This is a genomic window from Pseudomonas alcaligenes, from assembly GCF_041729615.1.
GTDB lineage: Bacteria > Pseudomonadota > Gammaproteobacteria > Pseudomonadales > Pseudomonadaceae > Aquipseudomonas > Aquipseudomonas alcaligenes_B.
The window spans coordinates 2,558,591-2,577,353 of sequence record NZ_CP154874.1 but is presented as its reverse complement, the minus strand read 5'-3'; the positions used below and the strand labels follow the sequence as shown (position 1 = coordinate 2,577,353).

22 protein-coding genes are annotated in these 18,763 nt (G+C 68.4%); 16 read left to right on the top strand and 6 right to left on the bottom strand.

The features are described from left to right. Positions 1–186: 186 nt before the first annotated feature. From AAG092_RS12545 to AAG092_RS12535, 3 genes are all read left to right on the top strand, one after another. A complete protein-coding gene (locus AAG092_RS12545; protein WP_110682766.1) occupies positions 187–549 on the top strand; it encodes a cupin domain-containing protein in 363 nt (120 codons plus the stop codon). Between the two features lie 128 nt (positions 550–677). Next, positions 678–1,349 carry a ribose-5-phosphate isomerase RpiA gene (rpiA, locus tag AAG092_RS12540; protein ID WP_373386942.1) on the top strand — a complete coding sequence of 224 codons (672 nt, stop codon included), beginning with the start codon at positions 678–680 and terminating at the stop codon, positions 1,347–1,349. A gap of 73 nt (positions 1,350–1,422) precedes the next feature. Continuing rightward, on the top strand, positions 1,423–1,755 hold the full coding sequence (locus AAG092_RS12535; RefSeq protein WP_373386941.1) for a YegP family protein: 333 nt from the start codon (positions 1,423–1,425) through the stop codon (positions 1,753–1,755). Between the two features lie 41 nt (positions 1,756–1,796). Here AAG092_RS12535 and AAG092_RS12530 read toward each other — a convergent pair whose 3' ends face one another. Genes AAG092_RS12530 through rph form a run of 3 tightly spaced genes read right to left on the bottom strand, consistent with a single transcriptional unit; the run spans position 1,797 to position 3,903 of the window. Beyond that, on the bottom strand, positions 1,797–2,735 hold the full coding sequence (locus AAG092_RS12530; protein ID WP_110682763.1) for a DUF808 domain-containing protein: 939 nt from the start codon (positions 2,733–2,735) through the stop codon (positions 1,797–1,799). Between the two features lie 58 nt (positions 2,736–2,793). Beyond that, a complete protein-coding gene (locus tag AAG092_RS12525; RefSeq protein ID WP_110682762.1) occupies positions 2,794–3,159 on the bottom strand; it encodes a DUF4870 domain-containing protein in 366 nt (121 codons plus the stop codon). Between the two features lie 24 nt (positions 3,160–3,183). After that, positions 3,184–3,903, bottom strand: coding sequence for a ribonuclease PH (gene rph / locus AAG092_RS12520; protein ID WP_110682761.1), 720 nt, complete (start codon positions 3,901–3,903; stop codon positions 3,184–3,186). Positions 3,904–4,062: 159 nt separating this feature from the next. Here rph and AAG092_RS12515 point away from each other — a divergent pair, with 159 nt between their 5' ends. From AAG092_RS12515 to AAG092_RS12485, 7 genes are all read left to right on the top strand, one after another. Next, the gene (locus AAG092_RS12515; protein ID WP_373386940.1) at positions 4,063–4,926 is read left to right on the top strand and encodes a YicC/YloC family endoribonuclease; all 864 of its coding nucleotides are present in this window, start codon (positions 4,063–4,065) and stop codon (positions 4,924–4,926) included. A gap of 39 nt (positions 4,927–4,965) precedes the next feature. Continuing rightward, positions 4,966–5,586: a guanylate kinase gene (gene gmk, locus AAG092_RS12510; protein ID WP_373386939.1), complete on the top strand. Its 621-nt coding sequence runs from the start codon at positions 4,966–4,968 to the stop codon at positions 5,584–5,586. A gap of 105 nt (positions 5,587–5,691) precedes the next feature. Continuing rightward, entirely contained in the window at positions 5,692–5,958 is a 267-nt protein-coding gene (gene rpoZ / locus AAG092_RS12505; RefSeq protein WP_110682758.1) for a DNA-directed RNA polymerase subunit omega, read from the top strand. Positions 5,959–6,021: 63 nt separating this feature from the next. Next, the gene (gene spoT / locus AAG092_RS12500) at positions 6,022–8,130 is read left to right on the top strand and encodes a bifunctional GTP diphosphokinase/guanosine-3',5'-bis pyrophosphate 3'-pyrophosphohydrolase (protein ID WP_110682757.1); all 2,109 of its coding nucleotides are present in this window, start codon (positions 6,022–6,024) and stop codon (positions 8,128–8,130) included. 40 nt (positions 8,131–8,170) lie between these two features. Next, a complete protein-coding gene (locus tag AAG092_RS12495) occupies positions 8,171–8,551 on the top strand; it encodes a RidA family protein (protein ID WP_373386938.1) in 381 nt (126 codons plus the stop codon). Positions 8,552–8,559: 8 nt separating this feature from the next. Then, complete coding sequence (locus AAG092_RS12490; protein WP_373386937.1) at positions 8,560–9,285, top strand: hypothetical protein; 726 nt, start codon at positions 8,560–8,562, stop codon at positions 9,283–9,285. Continuing rightward, on the top strand, positions 9,285–9,650 hold the full coding sequence (locus AAG092_RS12485) for a hypothetical protein (RefSeq protein WP_373386936.1): 366 nt from the start codon (positions 9,285–9,287) through the stop codon (positions 9,648–9,650). The genes AAG092_RS12490 and AAG092_RS12485 overlap by 1 nt, the downstream gene beginning before the upstream one ends. Here the strand turns inward: AAG092_RS12485 and AAG092_RS12480 are convergent. Beyond that, positions 9,626–10,498, bottom strand: coding sequence for an SDR family oxidoreductase (locus tag AAG092_RS12480; protein ID WP_110682754.1), 873 nt, complete (start codon positions 10,496–10,498; stop codon positions 9,626–9,628). The two genes, AAG092_RS12485 and AAG092_RS12480, sit on opposite strands and share 25 nt — an antisense overlap. Positions 10,499–10,670: 172 nt before the next feature. Between AAG092_RS12480 and exbB the strand changes: the two genes are divergently transcribed. From exbB to AAG092_RS12450, 6 genes are all read left to right on the top strand, one after another. Continuing rightward, positions 10,671–11,750 carry a tonB-system energizer ExbB gene (exbB, locus tag AAG092_RS12475; protein WP_373386935.1) on the top strand — a complete coding sequence of 360 codons (1,080 nt, stop codon included), beginning with the start codon at positions 10,671–10,673 and terminating at the stop codon, positions 11,748–11,750. Positions 11,751–11,753: 3 nt separating this feature from the next. Further along, positions 11,754–12,179, top strand: a complete 426-nt coding sequence (exbD, locus tag AAG092_RS12470; RefSeq protein ID WP_110682752.1) for a TonB system transport protein ExbD — start codon at positions 11,754–11,756, stop codon at positions 12,177–12,179. Next, positions 12,176–12,874, top strand: coding sequence for a TonB family protein (locus AAG092_RS12465; RefSeq protein WP_373386934.1), 699 nt, complete (start codon positions 12,176–12,178; stop codon positions 12,872–12,874). The genes exbD and AAG092_RS12465 overlap by 4 nt, the downstream gene beginning before the upstream one ends. 94 nt (positions 12,875–12,968) lie before the next feature. After that, positions 12,969–13,901: a hydrogen peroxide-inducible genes activator gene (locus tag AAG092_RS12460; RefSeq protein WP_373386933.1), complete on the top strand. Its 933-nt coding sequence runs from the start codon at positions 12,969–12,971 to the stop codon at positions 13,899–13,901. Then, positions 13,898–15,973 carry an ATP-dependent DNA helicase RecG gene (gene recG / locus AAG092_RS12455; RefSeq protein WP_373386932.1) on the top strand — a complete coding sequence of 692 codons (2,076 nt, stop codon included), beginning with the start codon at positions 13,898–13,900 and terminating at the stop codon, positions 15,971–15,973. Before AAG092_RS12460 ends, recG begins: the two co-directional genes overlap by 4 nt. A 103-nt stretch (positions 15,974–16,076) precedes the next feature. Next, on the top strand, positions 16,077–17,486 hold the full coding sequence (locus tag AAG092_RS12450) for an aminoacyl-tRNA deacylase and HDOD domain-containing protein (protein WP_110682748.1): 1,410 nt from the start codon (positions 16,077–16,079) through the stop codon (positions 17,484–17,486). Positions 17,487–17,531: 45 nt separating this feature from the next. On the opposite strand, the gene AAG092_RS12445 is transcribed toward AAG092_RS12450, so the two are convergent. Then, positions 17,532–18,254, bottom strand: a complete 723-nt coding sequence (locus AAG092_RS12445) for a hypothetical protein (protein ID WP_373386931.1) — start codon at positions 18,252–18,254, stop codon at positions 17,532–17,534. 60 nt (positions 18,255–18,314) lie between these two features. Continuing rightward, a complete protein-coding gene (locus AAG092_RS12440) occupies positions 18,315–18,713 on the bottom strand; it encodes a helicase (RefSeq protein ID WP_373386930.1) in 399 nt (132 codons plus the stop codon). Between the last annotated feature and the right edge of the window lie 50 nt (positions 18,714–18,763).

Genomic DNA, 18,763 nt, shown 5'->3' with positions numbered 1-18,763 from the left:
TAGGCAACACGCACTGTCAATTATTCTGCCAGGCCGATTGCCGGCCATCGTGCGGGCAACACTAAACCAGAGCGAATCACCTTTTCAATATTTTTGACAAACCGCCGGTCAAACGCCTTGCAATGTTCGTTTTATCAAACATAGACTGCCGCTCATCGACAGCCCACAACACCAGGACCCCACGCCATGAATGTCGCCCAGATCGTCGATTTCGCCAGTGCCACCACCGCGCCGGAACACTACCGCCCGGCCGCCGAGAAGATCCTCAAGGGCGACCCCGAGCAGAGCGTGCGCAACCATTACAGCAGCCCCTGCGGCCAGTTCCACACCGGTATCTGGGAAGGCGCCGTGGGCCAGTGGACGATCAACTACACCGAGCACGAGTACTGCGAGATTCTCCAGGGTGTGTCGGTGATCCGCGATCAGGACGGCAACGCCAAGACCGTGCGCGCCGGCGACCGCTTCGTCATCCCGGCCGGCCTCAAGGGCACCTGGGAAGTGCTGGAGCCCTGCCGCAAGGTCTATGTGATGTTCGAAAGCAAAGCCTGACCGGGCACTTTCAACGTCTATCCTGCGTCACCCTTGTAGCCCGCTGCCCGCGGGCTTTTTTTCGCCTGCCCCTCGGCCGGCCGAAGCACCTATAATTCGCCTCCCCTCCTCCACACGCAGAACCCGCGATGACCCAGGATCAGCTCAAGCAGGCCGTGGCCCAGGCCGCCGTCGACCACATCCTCCCCCAGCTCGACAGCAAGAGCGTGATCGGCGTCGGCACCGGCTCCACCGCCAACTTCTTCATCGACGCCCTGGCCCAGCACAAGATGGCCTTCGACGGCGCCGTGGCCAGCTCCGAAGCCACCGCCGCGCGGCTCAGGGGCCACGGCATCCCGGTGTACGACCTGAACGCGGTGGACGGCCTGGAGTTCTACGTCGACGGCGCCGACGAGAGCGACCAGCACCTCAACCTGATCAAGGGCGGTGGCGCCGCCCTGACCCGCGAGAAGATCGTCGCGGCCGTGGCCAAGACCTTCATCTGCATCGCCGACGCCAGCAAGCTGGTGCCGGTGCTGGGCGCTTTCCCGCTGCCGGTGGAAGTCATCCCCATGGCCCGCAGCCATGTCGCCCGCCAGCTGGTGAAGCTGGGCGGCGACCCGGTGTACCGCGAGGGCGTGGTCACCGATAACGGCAACATCATTCTCGACGTGCACAACATGAGCATCGTCGACCCGGTGAAGCTGGAGGCCGAGATCAACGCCATCGTCGGCGTGGTCACCAACGGCCTGTTCGCCGCGCGCCCGGCCGACCTGCTGCTGCTCGGCACCGCCGAAGGGGTGAAGACGCTGAAGGCCTGAGCATCCCGTCATGCCCGCTGGCGGGGGAGCGTCTAGGCTTAGCGGACTCCCCCACCACGACAGGAGTCGGACCATGGCCAGCAAATTCCACCTGAAGAAAGCCAGCGACGGGCAGTTCCACTTCAACCTGCTCGCCGGCAACGGCGAGATCATCCTCAGCAGCGAGCTGTACAAGGCCAAGCCCTCGGCCCTGGACGGCATCGAGTCGGTGCGCAAGAACGCGCAGCGCGACGGTGCCTTCGAGGTCAAGGAAACCAGCAGCGGCAAGTTCCATTTCGTGCTCAAGGCCACCAACGGCCAGGTGGTCGGCCAGAGCCAGCACTACGCCAGCCGGGCCAGTGCGGAAGGCGGCGTGCAGTCGGTGCAGAAGAACGCGCCGGGCGCCGAGCTGAAGGACGAAAGCTGAGCCGGCCAGGGGCGCACTCGACAAGAGCGCGCCCCATCCCCTCAGGCGGCGCGCAGCGCCTTCCAGGCCCTGCCGCCGGCAGTCACCAGCAGCAATACCAGGGCACCGACCACGACGCCGAACAGGGCGTCGACCAGGGTCGGCGTCAGCACGGCCAGCACGCCGCCGATGGCCGGCAGTGCCTCGATCGCCTCGACCCAGTGGTGCACCAGATCGTGCGCGCCCGGTATGCCGTGGGTGAGGATGCCGCCACCGACCATGAACATGGCCGCGGTGCCCACCACCGACAGCAGCTTCATCAGCCCCGGCGCCAGCCACAGCAGGGCCCGGCCCAGGCCTTGCGCCGCGGCGCTGGTGCGCTGGCTGAGGTAGAGGCCGGCGTCATCCAGCTTGACGATGCCGGCCACCAGGCCGTAGACGCCGACCGTCATCAGCAGGGCGATGCCGGACAGCACCAGCACCTGCTGGGTGAAGGCCTGTTCGGCGACCACGCCGAGGGTGATGGCGATGATCTCGGCGGAGAGGATGAAGTCGGTGCGCACCGCGCCCTTGATCTTGTCCTTCTCGAAGGCCTGCATGTCCACCGCCGGGTCGGCCAGGGCCTGGACGTGCTCAGCGTGGTGCTGCTGGTCTTCCTCTTTGCTGTGGAGAAACTTGTGCGCCAGTTTCTCGAAGCCCTCGAAGCACAGGAAGGCGCCACCGAGCATCAGCAGCGGGGTCACCAGCCAGGGCGCGAAGGCACTGATCAGCAGGGCCGCCGGCACCAGGATCAGCTTGTTGATCAGCGAGCCCTTGGCCACCGCCCAGACCACCGGCAGCTCGCGCTCGGCCTTGACCCCGGTGACCTGCTGGGCGTTCAGCGCCAGGTCGTCGCCGAGCACGCCGGCGGTCTTCTTCGCCGCCACCTTGGTCATCACCGAGACGTCGTCCAGCACGCTGGCGATGTCGTCGAGCAGAGTTAACAGACTGGCTCCGGCCACTTCCGATTTCCTTATATGAGTGGTTGCAGAAAAAGGCCCCGCAAGCGGGGCCCTGGCATTACTTGATCAGCCGCCAACACAGCGGGTAGCGGTAGGTCTGGCCCTCGTTGGCCTTGATCCCGGCGATGATGGTCAGCACCAGGGCGCCGAGGCCGAGCAGCGGCAGCAGCAGGAAGCCGATCACCACCACGGCCAGCAGGATGCACACCAGGGCGGCGATGGACACGGTGATGTGGAAGTTCAGCGCCTCCTTGCCCTGGTCGTCGACGAAGGGATCGAGATCGCGCTTGATCTGCCAGACCACCAGCGGGCCGAGCAGGTTGCCGAAGGGGATCAGCAGGCCGACGAAGGCCGCGAAGTGGCAGAACATCGCCCACTGACGGGCTTCCGGGCTCGGGGTGGGACTGAGGTTCTGCTCTTCCATGGGGCTCTCCGCGGGTTGTGGGAATCAGTCGGCCAGGGTCGCACGCTGCAGTTCGAACAGCTCGCGCATGCCCTGCTGGGCCAGCGCCAGCATGGCATTCAGTTCTTCCGGCTGGAAGGGGGCACCTTCGGCGGTGCCCTGCACCTCGATGAAGCCGCCGGCGTCGGTCATCACCACGTTGAGGTCGGTCTCGGCGGCCGAGTCTTCCAGGTAGTCCAGGTCCAGCACCGGCTCGCCCTGGTAGATGCCCACGGACACGGCGGCGACCATCTGCTTGAGCGGCTCGCCCTTGAGCGCGCCGCGCTTCTTCAGCACCTTGAGGGCGTCGACCAGCGCCACCATGGCGCCGGTGATGGAGGCGGTGCGGGTGCCGCCGTCGGCCTGGATCACGTCGCAGTCGATGTAGATGGTGTTCTCGCCCAGCTTGCTCATGTCCAGCGCGGCGCGCAGCGAGCGGCCGATCAGGCGCTGGATCTCCAGGGTGCGCCCGCCCTGCTTGCCGCGGCTGGCCTCGCGGGCGTTACGCTCGCCGGTGGCGCGCGGCAGCATGCCGTACTCGGCGGTCAGCCAGCCCTGGCCCTGGCCCTTGAGGAAGCGCGGCACGCCGGCCTCGACGCTGGCGGTGCAGATGACCTTGGTGTCGCCGAACTCGACCAGCACCGAACCCTCGGCGTGCTTGGTGTAGTTGCGGGTGATGCGCACGGAACGCAACTGGGTGGAAGCACGGCCGCTGGGACGTTTCATCTGCTGATACCTGTAGGGAAGCGGAAATCTCGGGCGCCGGGGCGCGCGAACCTGCCGGCATTATAGGGCGGCCCGGGACGCCGCGACATGGCGGATTGGGCCGGCGGTCGCACTGCGCTACAATCCCGCGCCTCATTCGCCATTCCACGAGGACCTCCCATGGTGCACAGCATGACCGCCTTCGCCCGCGTCGAAGGGGCCGGCGCCCACGGCACCCTGAGCTGGGAACTGCGCTCGGTCAACCACCGCTACCTAGAGCCGCACCTGCGCCTGCCGGAGGCCTTCCGCGACCTCGAAGGCGCGGTACGCGAAGCCCTGCGCCAGGGCCTGTCGCGCGGCAAGGTGGAGTGCACCCTGCGCTTCGCCGAGGAAAACGCCGGCCAGCGCCTGCAGGTCGACGAAAACCGCGCCCGCCAGCTGGTCGCCGCCGCCGAGCAGGTGGCCGCACTGATCCAGCAGCCGGCGCCGCTCAATCCCCTGGAAGTGCTGGCCTGGCCCGGCGTACTGGTGGCCGACGTGGCCGACCCGCAGGCGCTCAACGCCGCCGCCCTGCAGCTGTTCGAGCAGGCCCTGGGCGAACTCCGCAACGGCCGCGCCCGCGAAGGCGCCGAGCTGGCCAGACTGCTCAACGAGCGCCTGGACGACATCACCGCCGAAGTCGCCGCCCTGCGTGGGCTGATCCCCGAGATGCTGGCCAACCAACGCCAGAAGATCGAGACCCGCTTCGCCGAGATGCGTGCCGAAGTGGACCCGCAGCGCCTGGAGCAGGAGCTGGTGCTGCTGGCGCAGAAGAGCGACGTGGCCGAGGAGCTGGATCGCCTGGCCACCCACGTCGCCGAGGTGCGCCGCGTGCTCAAGGCCGGCGGCGCCGCCGGCCGGCGCCTGGACTTCCTCATGCAGGAACTCAACCGCGAGGCCAACACCCTCGGCTCCAAGGCCTTCGACCCGCGCAGCACCCAGGCCGCGGTCAACCTCAAGGTCCTGATCGAGCAGATGCGCGAGCAGGTCCAGAACATCGAATAAGCCGCTAGGCTTGAGTCAACGCCCTCCCAGGACATACAGATGACCGTCACCACCGGCACCCTCTACATCGTTTCCGCCCCCTCCGGCGCCGGCAAGACCAGCCTGGTCAAGGCCCTGCTCGACAGCGACGTGCGCATCCGCGTCTCCGTCTCGCACACCACCCGCGCCATGCGCCCGGGCGAGGTCGACGGGGTCAACTACCACTTCGTCAGCCGCGAGCAGTTCGTCGCCATGCTCGAGCGCAGCGAATTCCTCGAGCATGCCCAGGTCTTCGACAACCTCTACGGCACCTCGCAGAAGTGGGTCGAGCAGACCCTGGCCGAGGGTTTCGACCTGATCCTCGAGATCGACTGGCAGGGTGCCCAGCAGGTACGCCGCCTGATGCCGCAGGCCAAGTCGATCTTCATCCTGCCGCCGACCCAGGAAGCCCTGCGCCACCGCCTGACCAACCGCGGCCAGGACAGCTCGGAGATCATCGAGCGGCGCATGCGCGACGCGGTCAGCGAGATGACCCACTACGTCGAGTACGACTACCTGGTGATCAACGACGATTTCGCCCACGCGCTGGACGACCTCAAGGCGATCTTCCGCGCCAATCAGCTGCGCGCCAGCCAGCAGGAGCAACGTCACGCCGGGCTGCTGGGTGAACTGCTGGCCTGACCGGCCACCGAAAAGCCTTCCCTAAATGCTGGTGATTTTTTAGACTATTCAGTCCGCTCGCCCATCCGGGCCCAGCCTTATTTGCTATTTGCCACGAGGAACACCATGGCCCGCGTTACCGTTGAAGACTGCCTGGAGAACGTAGACAACCGCTTCGAGCTGGTCATGCTGGCCACCAAGCGCTCCCGTCAACTGGCCACCGGCGGCAAGGAGCCGAAGGTCGCCTGGGAAAACGACAAGCCCACCGTAGTGGCCCTGCGCGAGATCGCCGCCGGCCTGGTGGACGCCGAGTTCGTCGCCCAGGAAGACATCGTCGAGGAAGAGCCGCTGTTCGCCGCCGCCTTCGAGGAAGAGGCCAACGAGCCTCTGTAAGTCCATGCCTGGTCGAAGTCTAGCGGCGCAGGTTCAACCGTCAGCCCGGCAGGGGGTCAACCCATGCCGAGCATAGACACCCTCGCCGAGCGACTCTCGACCTACCTGGCCGCGGATCAGGTCAACCTGGTCCGCCGCGCCTACTTCTACGCCGAGCAGGCCCACGACGGCCAGCGCCGCCGCAGCGGCGAGGCCTACGTCACCCACCCGCTCGCCGTCGCCAACATCCTCGCCGACATGCACATGGACCATCAGAGCCTGATGGCGGCCATGCTGCACGACGTGATCGAGGACACCGGCATCGCCAAGGAAGCTCTCCACGCGCAGTTCGGCGAGACCGTGGCGGAGCTGGTCGACGGGGTCAGCAAGCTGACCCAGATGAACTTCGAGACCAAGGCCGAGGCCCAGGCCGAGAACTTCCAGAAGATGGCCATGGCCATGGCCCGCGACATCCGCGTGATCCTGGTCAAGCTGGCCGACCGCCTGCACAACATGCGCACCCTGGAAGTGCTGTCCGGCGAGAAGCGCCGGCGCATCGCCAAGGAAACCCTGGAAATCTACGCGCCCATCGCCAACCGCTTAGGCATGCACAGCATGCGCGTGGAGTTCGAGGACCTGGGCTTCAAGGCCATGCACCCGATGCGCTCCGAGCGCATCCGCGCCGCGGTCAGGCGCGCCCGCGGCAACCGCAAGGAAATCGTCGCCAAGATCGAGGAGTCGATCACCGCCTGCCTGCAGCGCGAAGGCATGGAAGGCCAGGTGATCGGCCGCGAGAAGCACCTCTACAGCATCTACCAGAAGATGCGCGGCAAGCGCCGGGCGTTCAACGAGATCATGGACGTCTACGCCTTCCGCATCATCGTCGACAAGGTCGACACCTGCTACCGCGTGCTCGGCGCCGTGCACAACCTGTACAAACCCCTGCCCGGCCGCTTCAAGGACTACATCGCGATCCCCAAGGCCAACGGCTACCAGTCGCTGCACACCACCCTGTTCGGCATGCATGGCGTGCCCATCGAGATCCAGATCCGCACCCGCGAGATGGAGGAACTGGCCAACAACGGCATCGCCGCGCACTGGCTGTACAAGTCCGCCGAGGACGAGGCGCCCAAGGGCAGCCACGCCCGCGCGCGGCAGTGGGTCAAGGGCATCCTCGAACTGCAGCAGAGAGCGGGCAACTCGCTGGAATTCATCGAGAGCGTGAAGATCGACCTGTTCCCCGACGAGGTCTACGTCTTCACCCCGAAGGGCAAGATCATGGAGCTGCCCAAGGGCTCCACCGCGGTCGACTTCGCCTACGCGGTGCACACCGACGTCGGCAACAGCTGCATCGCCTGCCGCATCAACCGCCGCCTGGCGCCGCTGTCGCAAGCCCTGGAGAGCGGCTCGACCGTCGAGATCGTCACCGCCCCCGGCGCGCGGCCGAACCCGGCCTGGCTCAACTTCGTGGTCACCGGCAAGGCGCGCACCCATATCCGCCACGCCCTCAAGCTGCAGCGCCGCTCCGAGTCGATCAACCTCGGCGAGCGCCTGCTGAACAAGACCCTCACCGGCTTCGACAGTCATCTGGAGAAGATCGGTGCCGAGCGCATCCAGGCCGTGCTCGGCGAATACCGCCTGGAAGTGCTCGAGGATCTGCTGGAGGACATCGGCCTGGGCAACCGCATGGCCTACGTGGTGGCGCGCCGCCTGCTGGCCGAGAGCGGCGAGGCCGCGCCCAGCTCCGACGGCCCGCTGGCCATCCGCGGCACCGAGGGCCTGGTGCTGAGCTACGCCAAGTGCTGCACGCCGATTCCCGGCGACCCCATCGTCGGCCACCTGTCCGCCGGCAAGGGCATGGTGGTGCACCTGGAAAGCTGCAAGAACATCGCCGACATCCGCCACAACCCGGAGAAGTGCATCCAGCTCAACTGGGCCAAGGATGTCGCCGGTGAATTCAACGTCGAACTGCGCGTCGAGCTGGAGCACCAGCGCGGCCTGATCGCCCTGCTGGCCAGCAGCGTCAACGCCGCCGACGGCAACATCGAGAAGATCGGCATGGACGAGCGCGACGGCCGCATCAGCGTGGTCCAGCTGGTCATCAGCGTGCATGACCGCGTGCACCTGGCGCGCGTCATCAAGAAGCTGCGCGCCCTCAAGGGCGTGATCCGCATCACCCGCATGCGCGCCTGAAGGCGCGCGGCGTCAACAAGAAAATCCATTGGAGCTGTCCATGAGCAAGACCGTCATCACCTCGCCCAACGCCCCGGCCGCCATCGGCACCTACTCCCAGGCGATCAAGGCCGGCAACACCGTGTACCTGTCGGGGCAGATCCCGCTGGACCCGAAGACCATGGAGCTGGTGCAGGGCTTCGAGGAGCAGACCGTGCAGGTGTTCGAGAACCTCAAGGCGGTGATCGAGGCGGCCGGCGGCTCGTTCAAGGACGTGGTCAAGCTGAACATCTTCCTCACCGACCTGTCGCATTTCGCCAAGGTCAACGAGGTCATGGGCCGCTACTTCGAGCAGCCCTACCCGGCCCGCGCCGCCATCGGCGTGGCCGCCCTGCCGCGCGGCGCGCTGGTGGAAATGGACGGCATCCTGGTCATCGACTGAGCCGCGCCATGCGCCATCTCCTCATCTTGGCTGCCGCCCTGCTGGTCGGCTGTGCCGGCCCGCAGAACGCGGACGGCACCTGGATCAACCAGCCGATCATCGACGCCGCGCGCGAGGGCATTCCCCTGCGCGAGGCCCTGCTGGCCCACGGCCCCACCCTGGAGTGGCGGCTGGACGGCCCGCGCGGCCTGGCCACCTACAGCAACGGCTTCGAGCTGCCGGAAGGCCGCCTGACAGCCGGTGAGGACGGCACGCTGCGGGTCGAGTACCCGGGTGACTACCAGGAGGCGCTGCACCTGCGCGGCGATGTCCTGGTGCAGCAGGCCAGCCCCTACGGCCCCGAGCAGCATTTCCGCCGCCCGCAACAGCAGGCGACGGAGGGCGCGCCGGTCGGCAGCAGCTTCGAATGGGCGCTGTACGAGGCCTACCTGGGCGGCGAGTGGAAGATCCGTGAGGGTGTCGGCGAGGGTGGCCTGGTGCTGTTCCACCCGGACGGCCGCCTGGAAGGCCTGCCCGGCGCCGAGCGCTATGCCCTGTGCCTGGCCGGCGACTGCGCCTCGATGGCCGGCGAGCACGACAGCCTGTGGCTGCAGCTGGGCAACCAGGGCGCGCCCTGGCTGTTCCAGCGCGACGGCGACCAGTTGCGCATCTTCCGCGCCCTCAACCGCGCCGCAGCAGACGAAGTGCCGGACCTGCATCCCGGGCGCCTGGCCTGGCTGCTCGAGCGCGACTGATGCCGCGCGCCCTGTTCCTGCTCTGCCTGCTGCTGGCGGGCCTGCCAGTACAGGCCGAGCAGCGCCATTACGACGACAGCGGACGCTATCTGGGCCGCACCGACGACGACGGCCGCGCCTACGACAGCTCCGGGCGCTACACGGGGCGCACCGATGCAGATGGCCGCCACTACGATGCCTCCGGGCGCTATACCGGCCGCACCGATGCCAACGGCCGCCGCTATGACGACAGCGGCCGCTATGTCGGGCGCCAGGATGAGGATGGTCGGCGCTACGACGATTCCGGACGCTACCAAGGCCGTACCGATCCGGACGGCCGCCACTACGATGGCAGCGGCCGCTACAACGGGCGCAGCGACGACTGAGCGTCGGCCAGCACCGCCGCATAGCCCTCGCGATAGCTGGGGTACTGCGGCACCCAGCCCAGCGCCCGCGCCCGCGCATTGCTGCAGCGCTTGCTGCCGGCGCGGCGCACGCTGTTCTGCTCGGCCCAGTGGCTCACACCCAGCTGTTCGCGCAGCCAACCCACCACCTCGTGCAGCGGCGCCGGTGCGTCGTCCACCCCCAGGTAGCAGTCCGCCAGCGGCGTGCCGGCGGCATCGGCCTGCAGCAGGAACGCCAGCAGGCCGGCAGCGTCCTCGACATGGATGCGGTTGCCATACAGCGGCGGCTCGCTGGCCACCCGGTAGCCCTGGCGCACCTGGTTGAGCAGCCACTGGCGACCGGGGCCGTAGATGCCGGTCAGGCGTACCAGGGTCGCCGGCAGGCCGCTGCCCAGGGCCAGGTCCTCGGCCTCGCGCATGATCCGTCCGGAATAACTGCTCGCCTGTGCCGGGGAGGTCTCATCCACCCATTCGCCGGCCTGCTGGGCATAGACCCCGCTGCTGGAGACGAACAGCAGGCGCCGCGGCCGTTGTCCACGCTCGGCCAGCCAGGCCAGCACATGGCGCAGGCCGTCGACATAGGCCGCGCGGTAGCCGGCCTCGTCATGCTGGCTGGCCGCCACGCAATACACCAGGTAGTCCAGCTCGCCCTGCGGCCAGGCCGACGGACATACCGGCTGTTGCAAATCGCCAGCCACCGGGCGTACCTCGGGGGGTAGACGCGCGGCATCACGCCGCAGGCCATACAGGGTCCAGCCGGCCGGCGCCAGGCGCTGTGCCAGGCGGCTGCCGACATCGCCACAACCAGCAATCATCAGGGTCTTGGACATGGAAAGGTTCTACCTTGGTGACTGGGGGGTCGGCACCGTGTCGGGGCACGGGCGGCCCGAGAGTTACAGTGTTTCTTTCACAAACAAGAATTACTTGCAATAATACATGCCGTTTCGCATTCAGGGCTCAGTTCCCCTCGCCCGCTGCTCCCTCACCTCAGGTCCGGCCAGCATGAATTCTAACGCCCTCCGCGCGCCCACCCATCTTTCCCTGATTGCCCTGCTGTTCGGCCTGCTGCTGCCGTTCGCCGCACTTGCCGAGGAAGTGACTCCGACCGCCCAGGTACCGGTTACCGACGCCTCGTCGGGCGCCGCTGCCGGCCAACAGATCGGCAGCGGGCAAACACTGCCGCTTGCGCCGCCGGTCCACCCGCAGGCAGCGACCCTCAAGGCCCAGCTGGACGCCCTGGGTGAGCAGGCCAGCGCCGAACAGGTCGAGGCCGCCCGCCAGGCGTTCCTGCAGCAGCACGGCATCACCGGTGCCGACGCCGAACAGCTGGCCGCCGCCGTGCAGGCGCTGCAGACCGAGGCCGCGCCGGCCGAGGAAGAAGTACTGCACGACCTGTCGCCCTGGGGCATGTACCAGAACGCCGACCGCGTGGTGAAAAGCGTGATGATCGGCCTGGTGCTGGCCTCGATCCTGACCTGGACCCTATGGATCGCCAAGGGCCTGGAGCTGCTCATCGCCCGTCGCCGCCTGCAGCGCGAGCTGCCCGATCTGAAGGGCGCGCGCAATCTCGGCCAGGCCGCCGAGCAGGCCCGCGCCAAGCACAGCTTCAGTGCCCTGTTGATCGAGGATGCCCGCGACGAGCTGCGCCTGTCCGCCGGCTGCAAGGACAAGGAAGGCATCAAGGAGCGCGTCAGCTTCCGCCTCGAGCGCCTGGTCGCCGCCAGCGGCCGCAGCATGAGCCAGGGCACCGGCGTGCTCGCCACCATCGGTTCCACCGCGCCCTTCGTCGGCCTGTTCGGCACCGTCTGGGGCATCATGAACAGCTTCATCGGCATCGCCGAGTCGCAGACCACCAACCTCGCCGTGGTCGCCCCCGGCATCGCCGAGGCCCTGCTGGCCACAGGCCTGGGCCTGGTCGCGGCGATCCCTGCGGTGGTCATCTACAACGTCTTCGCCCGCTCCATCGCCGGCTACAAGGCCCAAGTCGCCGATGCCTCGGCCCAGGTCCTGCTGCTGGTCAGCCGTGACCTCGACCAGCCGGTCGGCGAGCGCGCCCAGGCGCCGATCGCCAAGGCGGTATGAGCCATGGGGCTGCATCTGCACGAGGGCGGTGACGACCTCCAGGAAAACCACGAGATCAACGTCACGCCCTTCATCGACGTGATGCTGGTGCTGCTGATCATCTTCATGGTCGCCGCGCCGCTGGCCACGGTCGACGTCAAGGTCGACCTGCCGGCCTCCACCGCCAAGCCGGTGCCGCGCCCGGACAAGCCGGTCTACCTGAGCATCAAGGCAGACACCAGCCTGTACCTGGACAACCAGCAGATCGATCCAGCCCAGCTCGGTGCGGCGCTGGACGGACTGACCGGCGGCGACAAGGCGAAAACCATCTTCGTCCGTGGCGACAAGGACGTGGACTACGCCGACCTGATGAACGTGATGGACGGCCTGCGCAACGCCGGCTACCTGAAGATCGGCCTGGTGGGCCTGGAAACGGTTGGCCAGCAATGAGCCCGGCGCGTCGCCTGCCACTGTGGCTGGTCAGCCTGATCGTGGTGATCGGCCTGCACATCGGCCTCTACTACCTGGCCCTGCTGTGGAAGCCGGCAGTACCTCCGGTGCAGCTGGAGCCGGCGGCCATGCTCATCGAGCTGGAACCGGTGGCGGCCCCGCCGGAGCCGACGCCACCGCAGCCGATCGCCGAGCCGGAACCCGAGCCCATCCCCGAGGTGGTCGAGGCACCCGAGCCGAAGCTGGCCATCGTCAAGCCCAGGCCGCAGCCGCCCAAGCCGGAGATCAAGCCGCAAACCGAGCCCGCGCCCAGGCCGGCGAGCCAGGAGCAGGCCGCGGCGCCGGTGCGTGCGCCGACCCAGCAGCAGACCAGCCAGGGCGAGATCGACCGCGAGCGCGCCCTGTGGATGGCCAAGCTGCAGGCCTACCTGAGCAAGCGCCTGCACTATCCGGATCGCGAGCGGCGCTTCAACCGCCCCGGCAGCAAGCACGCCCTGCTGCTCAACTTCACCATCGACGGCCGTGGCCGTATCCTCGCCAGCGAAGTGAAGCAGTCCACCGCGCGCGCCTCCTTCGACCGCGACGTGCAGCGCCAGCTGCGCAAGGCCAGCCCGGTGCCGCCGCCACCGAAGAAGGTGCTGGCCAGCGGCAGCATGTCGATCGACTATCCGCTGAACTTCACCCTCACCCGTTGAGCCGCTGTCGCCGGGCCGCATCTTTGTTGGGCGGCCCGGTTGGTTCCATTGAATACAGTCGCTATGCTTGCCGGCATCTCAATGGAATTTACCTATGACCCTCACCGAACTGCGCTACATCGTCACCCTCGCCCAGGAGCAGCATTTCGGCCGCGCCGCCGAGCGTTGCCACGTCAGCCAGCCGACCCTGTCGGTGGGGGTGAAGAAGCTCGAGGACGAGCTCGGCGTGCTGATCTTCGAGCGCAGCAAGAGCGCCGTGCGCCTGACCCCAGTCGGCGAAGGCATAGTCACCCAGGCGCAGAAGGTGCTGGAGCAGGCCCAGGGCATCCGCGAGCTGGCCCAGGCCGGCAAGAACCAGCTGACCGCGCCGCTGAAGATCGGCGCCATCTACACGGTCGGCCCCTACCTGTTTCCCCACCTGATTCCGCAGCTGCACCGGGTCGCCCCGCAGATGCCGCTGTACATCGAGGAGAACTTCACCCATATCCTGCGCGACAAGCTCAGAACGGGTGAACTCGACGCGATCATCATCGCCCTGCCGTTCCAGGAAGCCGATGTGCTGACCAAGCCACTGTACGACGAGCCGTTCTACGCCCTGCTGCCGGCCGGCCATCCCTGGGCCGCGCGCGAAAGCATCGACACCGAACTGCTCAACGACAAGAGCCTGCTGCTGCTCGGCGAGGGCCACTGCTTCCGCGACCAGGTGCTGGAAGCCTGCCCGAGCCTGCGCAAGGGCGGCGAGGACGCGGCCAAGCACACCACGGTGGAATCCAGCTCGCTGGAAACCATCCGCCACATGGTCGCCTCGGGCCTGGGCATCTCGATCCTGCCGTTCTCCGCGGTGGACAGCCACCACTACGCCCCCGGCGTGATCGAGGTACGCCCGCTGACGCCGCCGGCGCCCTTCCGCACCGTGGCCATCGCCTGGCGCGCCAGCTTCCCGCGGCCCAAGGCCATCGAAGTGCTGGCCGACTCGATCCGCCTGTGCTCGGTGGCCCGCCCGCAGGGTGAAGCCCTGCCGGCATGACCGAGCTGGCGCAGGTCCCGGTCACCGCGCTGAAGGGCGTGGGTGAGGCGCTGGCCGAAAAGCTGGCCAAGGTCGGCCTGGAAAACCTGCAGGACGTGCTGTTCCACCTGCCACTGCGCTACCAGGACCGCACCCGCATCACCCCGATCGGCGCGCTGCGCCCAGGGCAGGATGCGGTGGTCGAAGGCGTGGTCGGCGGCGCCGACATCGTCATGGGCCGCCGCCGCAGCCTGCTGGTGCGCCTGCAGGATGGCAGCGGCACCCTGTCCCTGCGCTTCTTCCACTTCAGCCAGGCGCAGAAGGACGGCCTCAAGCGCGGCACCGCGCTGCGCTGCTACGGCGAGGTACGCCCCGGCGCCACCGGCCTGGAGATCTACCACCCGGAATACCGCGCGGTCAGCGGCGACGAGCCGGCGCCGGTGGAACAGACCCTGACGCCCATCTACCCGACCACCGAGGGCCTCACCCAGCAGCGCCTGCGCACCCTCAGCCAGCAGGCCCTGGCCCGCCTCGGCCCGCACAGCCTGCCGGACTGGCTGCCGGCCGAACTGGCCCGCGACTACCGCCTCGGCCCACTGGACGAGGCGATCCGCTACCTGCACCGGCCGCCGCCGGATGCCGATGTGGAGGAACTGGCCGAGGGCCGCCACTGGGCCCAGCACCGCCTGGCCTTCGAGGAACTGCTGACCCACCAGCTGTCGCTGCAGCGCCTGCGCGAGCAGGTGCGCGCGCAGCAGGCGCCGGCCCTGCCGAAGGCGCAGGCGCTGCCGCAGCGCTTCCTCGCCAACCTCGGCTTCGCCCCCACCGGCGCGCAGCAGCGGGTCGGCGCCGAGATCGCCTACGACCTCAGCCAGAGCGAGCCGATGCTGCGCCTGGTGCAGGGCGACGTCGGTGCGGGCAAGACCGTGGTGGCGGCACTCGCCGCCCTGCAGGCGCTGGAGGCCGGCTACCAGGTGGCGCTGATGGCGCCGACCGAGATCCTTGCCGAGCAGCACTTCCTCAACTTCAGCAGGTGGCTGCAGCCGCTGGGCATCGAGGTCGCCTGGCTGGCCGGCAAGCTCAAGGGCAAGGCCCGCGCCGCGGCCCTGGAACAGATCGCCGGTGGCTGCCCGATGGTGGTCGGCACCCACGCGCTGTTCCAGGACGAGGTGCGCTTTTCCAAGCTAGCGCTGGTGATCATCGACGAGCAGCACCGTTTCGGCGTGCAGCAGCGCCTGGCGCTGCGGCAGAAGGGCATCGACGGCCGCCTCTGCCCGCACCAGCTGATCATGACCGCCACGCCGATCCCGCGAACCCTGGCGATGAGCGCCTACGCCGACCTCGACACCTCGATCCTCGACGAGCTGCCGCCCGGGCGCACGCCGGTGAACACTATCCTGGTGGCCGACAGCCGCCGCCTCGAGGTGGTCGAGCGGGTCCGCGCCGCCTGCCGCGAGGGGCGCCAGGCCTACTGGGTGTGCACGCTGATCGAGGAATCCGAGGAACTCACCTGCCAGGCCGCCGAGACCAGCTTCGAGGAGCTCTCCGCGGCGCTGGGCGAGCTGCGCGTCGGCCTGATCCACGGGCGCATGAAGCCGGCCGAGAAGGCTGCGGTGATGGACCAGTTCAAGCGCGGCGAGCTGCAGCTGCTGGTCGCCACCACGGTGATCGAGGTGGGTGTCGACGTGCCCAACGCCAGCCTGATGATCATCGAGAACCCCGAGCGCCTGGGCCTGGCCCAGCTGCACCAGCTGCGCGGACGGGTCGGCCGCGGCAGCGCCGCCAGCCACTGCGTGCTGCTCTACCACGCGCCGCTGTCGCAGCTCGGCCGCGAGCGCCTGGGGATCATGCGCGAGACCTGCGACGGCTTCGTCATCGCCGAGAAGGACCTGGAACTGCGCGGCCCCGGCGAAATGCTCGGCACCCGCCAGACCGGCCTGCTGCAGTTCAAGGTCGCCGACCTGATGCGCGATGCCGACCTGCTGCCGGCCGTGCGCGAGGCCGCGCAGGAGCTGCTGGCGCGCTGGCCGCAGCACGTCAGCCCGCTGCTGGAGCGCTGGCTGCGCCACGGCCAGCAGTACGGCCAAGTGTGAGGCGGCGCACACTGTACCGCTGGTCGCCCGTCCGGCGGCCGAGCGGCCCCCGCGCAGCGCTGGTTATACTGCCAGGCAGTAGTTCCCAGTCGGATATCGCCCCATGACCGAAGTCGCCCTCGTCCCAGATGCCGCCCCGCGCCCACCGGCGGTGATCCTGCAGCTGCTGGAGAAACTCGGCGTGCCCTGCCTGGTCCGCCCGGAACACCCCGCCCTGCCGGCCGCGCGCCGGGTGCAGGCGGTGCTGCTGGACGACGCAGTCGGCGCCCTGCTGGTGCTGTTCCCGCAGAGCCAGCTGCTCGACCTCAACCGCCTGGCCGAGCTGACCGGACGCAAGCTCACCGCGGTCAAGCCCGAGCGCATGGAGCGCATGCTGGCCAAGCACAGCCTCGGCGTGCTGCCCGGCCTGCCGCCGCTGACCAGCTCGCCCTGCCTGTACGACGAGCGCCTGCTGCAGGAAGACAGCCTGCTGGTGGAGTCCGGCCAGCCCGGCGTGCTGCTGGAAATCGCCAGCGAGCACTACAAGGCGATCCTCCTGGCCAAGGCCAGCGCCGCGCGCTTCGGCGAACCGGTCAGCGCCATCCAGCCGAACCTCGACCGCCCGGACGACGACCGCGCCGAGATCACCCAGGCCGTGCAGGCCTTCACCGCCCGGCGCATCCAGCAGCGCCTGGAGGAGACCATCGAAATTCCGCCGCTGCCGGAGACCGCGCAGCGCATCATCAAGCTGCGCGTCGACCCGGATGCGACGGTCGACGACATCACCGGCGTGGTCGAGACCGACCCTGCGCTGGCCGCCCAGGTGGTCAGCTGGGCCGCCTCGCCCTACTACGCCGCGCCCGGCAAGATCCGCTCGGTGGAGGACGCCATCGTCCGCGTGCTGGGCTTCGACCTGGTGATCAACCTGGCCCTGGGCCTGGCCCTGGGCAAGACCCTGGCCCTGCCCAAGGACCAGCCGCAGCAGGCCACGCCCTACTGGCAGCAGGCGATCTACACCGCCGCGGTGATCGAGGGCCTGACCCGCGCCATGCCGCGCGCGCAGCGCCCCGAGGCCGGCCTGACCTACCTCGCCGGGCTGCTGCACAACTTCGGCTACCTGGTCCTGGCCCACGTGTTCCCGCCGCACTTCTCGCTGATCTGCCGGCACCTGGAAGTCAATCCGCACCTGTCCGCCGGCTACATCGAGCAGCACCTGCTGGGCATCACCCGCGAACAGATCGGCGCCTGGCTGATGCGTTTCTGGGACATGCCGGAAGAGCTGGCCAGCGCCCTGCGCTTCCAGCACGACCCGGACTACCAGGGTGCCTACGCGGCCTATCCGAACCTGGTCTGCCTGGCGGTCAACCTGCTGCGCAGCCGCGGCATCGGCACCGGCCCGCAGAGCGACCTGCCGGAGGCGCTGTTCGAGCGCCTGGGCATCAGCCGCGACAAGGCCGAGGACGCACTGAACAAGGTGCTGCAGGCGGAAGTGGCGCTGCGCGAACTGGCCTCGCAGTTCAACCATCCGCACTGAGTGCGCGCTAGCATGTGAAAAAGGGGCCTGAAGGCCCCTTTTTGCTTACTTGAGCTTGGCTCGCCGGGCCGCGAAGACTTCCGGCAGCGCCTGGGCGCTGGCCTCCAGCACCGCGCGCAGCGGCGCCTGCTCGTACAGCGCGGCATACTCCTCGAGTTGCTCGCTGGGGGTCTGGCGGTAAGCGTAAAGCATGAAGGCCTCCACGCCCTGGGCGCTGGATTCGCGCAGGGGCGCCCGCTGGGCGGCGGTCTGTTCGGCCAGGGCCTGCTCATCGAGATCGCCGCCGCGGGCGCGCAGCGCCAGCAGGGCCTGGGTCTTGCCCACCTCATAGCGCAGCAGGGTGGCCAGCTCGGTGGTATGGGCGGCCTTGTCCAGGCGGCGTACCAGCTCCACGCGCTTGCCCAGCGGCGGGCGCTGCTGCAGCTGCTGGCGATAGGCAGCCAGGCCGCCGTCCGCGCCCACCGCCCGCTCGGCGGCGGTGAAGTGCCGCGCCAGGTCGCTGTCCAGCAGCTTGAGGGCGGCGTCCAGCTGCCCGGGCTTTAGGCGGGCGGCGACGCGCTGGCCCAGGTCGGCGCACAGCGGGCCGGCGGCGAAGGCCTGGCCCAGAGCCTGCTGCTGCTCGGCGCTCATGCCGCGCTGCAGCAGCGGCGCGGTCTGCGCGCAAAGCAGCTGGACGCCGGCCAGGTCGAGCACGCGTGCGAGCGTGTCATCGGCCCGCACCGCAGGTGCGAGGGACAGCAGCAGGACGAAGAGCAGGGGCAAACGCATGTCGGTACTTCCGTGACAAAGGCCCAGCCTAGCCAAGTGGCGGGGCCGAGGGAAAGCAGCTCAGGCCGCTTTCTTGACCTCGGTCGGCTTTTTCTTCTTGGCCACCACGTGCTTGAGCAGGCCCTGGAACCAGATCACCAGCGCCGGGTTGCCCTGGATCTGGATGTCCTTGTTCTGGATGCCCTGCATGAAGGCCAGCTGCTTGTTCTTGGCGTTCATGGTGGCGAAGCCGTAGACGGCATCCTTGAAGCCGATGGCAAAGGCCGGCTCGCGGGCTGCACCGGCATGACTGGTGACGCGCTGGTCCTTGATCCGATAGTGACGGGCGACCTTGCCGTCGAGGGTGTGCAGCTGGAACACCAGCTCCTTGCCCTGCAGCTGCTGCTGGAACTCGGCATTGGTACGGCTGGCCTTGGCCATCAGGCGGCCCAGCATCCAGAGGAGAAAGCGGAATTTCATGGCGCGCAGCCTCGGGGTGGTGAAATCGGCGGCGCATTGTAGCGGTTTGC

Excerpts from the sequence above, each read along its gene's own strand:
- AAG092_RS12545 (WP_110682766.1), top strand. The coding sequence starts at position 187 with ATGAATGTCGCCCAGATCGTCGATTTCGCCAGTGCCACCACCGCGCCG.
- rpiA (WP_373386942.1), top strand. The coding sequence starts at position 678 with ATGACCCAGGATCAGCTCAAGCAGGCCGTGGCCCAGGCCGCCGTCGAC.
- AAG092_RS12535 (WP_373386941.1), top strand. The coding sequence starts at position 1,423 with ATGGCCAGCAAATTCCACCTGAAGAAAGCCAGCGACGGGCAGTTCCAC.
- AAG092_RS12525 (WP_110682762.1), bottom strand. The coding sequence starts at position 3,159 with ATGGAAGAGCAGAACCTCAGTCCCACCCCGAGCCCGGAAGCCCGTCAG.
- rph (WP_110682761.1), bottom strand. The coding sequence starts at position 3,903 with ATGAAACGTCCCAGCGGCCGTGCTTCCACCCAGTTGCGTTCCGTGCGC.
- AAG092_RS12515 (WP_373386940.1), top strand. The coding sequence starts at position 4,063 with ATGGTGCACAGCATGACCGCCTTCGCCCGCGTCGAAGGGGCCGGCGCC.
- gmk (WP_373386939.1), top strand. The coding sequence starts at position 4,966 with ATGACCGTCACCACCGGCACCCTCTACATCGTTTCCGCCCCCTCCGGC.
- rpoZ (WP_110682758.1), top strand. The coding sequence starts at position 5,692 with ATGGCCCGCGTTACCGTTGAAGACTGCCTGGAGAACGTAGACAACCGC.
- spoT (WP_110682757.1), top strand. The coding sequence starts at position 6,022 with ATGCCGAGCATAGACACCCTCGCCGAGCGACTCTCGACCTACCTGGCC.
- AAG092_RS12495 (WP_373386938.1), top strand. The coding sequence starts at position 8,171 with ATGAGCAAGACCGTCATCACCTCGCCCAACGCCCCGGCCGCCATCGGC.
- AAG092_RS12490 (WP_373386937.1), top strand. The coding sequence starts at position 8,560 with ATGCGCCATCTCCTCATCTTGGCTGCCGCCCTGCTGGTCGGCTGTGCC.
- AAG092_RS12485 (WP_373386936.1), top strand. The coding sequence starts at position 9,285 with ATGCCGCGCGCCCTGTTCCTGCTCTGCCTGCTGCTGGCGGGCCTGCCA.
- AAG092_RS12480 (WP_110682754.1), bottom strand. The coding sequence starts at position 10,498 with ATGTCCAAGACCCTGATGATTGCTGGTTGTGGCGATGTCGGCAGCCGC.
- exbB (WP_373386935.1), top strand. The coding sequence starts at position 10,671 with ATGAATTCTAACGCCCTCCGCGCGCCCACCCATCTTTCCCTGATTGCC.
- exbD (WP_110682752.1), top strand. The coding sequence starts at position 11,754 with ATGGGGCTGCATCTGCACGAGGGCGGTGACGACCTCCAGGAAAACCAC.
- AAG092_RS12465 (WP_373386934.1), top strand. The coding sequence starts at position 12,176 with ATGAGCCCGGCGCGTCGCCTGCCACTGTGGCTGGTCAGCCTGATCGTG.
- AAG092_RS12460 (WP_373386933.1), top strand. The coding sequence starts at position 12,969 with ATGACCCTCACCGAACTGCGCTACATCGTCACCCTCGCCCAGGAGCAG.
- recG (WP_373386932.1), top strand. The coding sequence starts at position 13,898 with ATGACCGAGCTGGCGCAGGTCCCGGTCACCGCGCTGAAGGGCGTGGGT.
- AAG092_RS12450 (WP_110682748.1), top strand. The coding sequence starts at position 16,077 with ATGACCGAAGTCGCCCTCGTCCCAGATGCCGCCCCGCGCCCACCGGCG.
- AAG092_RS12445 (WP_373386931.1), bottom strand. The coding sequence starts at position 18,254 with ATGCGTTTGCCCCTGCTCTTCGTCCTGCTGCTGTCCCTCGCACCTGCG.
- AAG092_RS12440 (WP_373386930.1), bottom strand. The coding sequence starts at position 18,713 with ATGAAATTCCGCTTTCTCCTCTGGATGCTGGGCCGCCTGATGGCCAAG.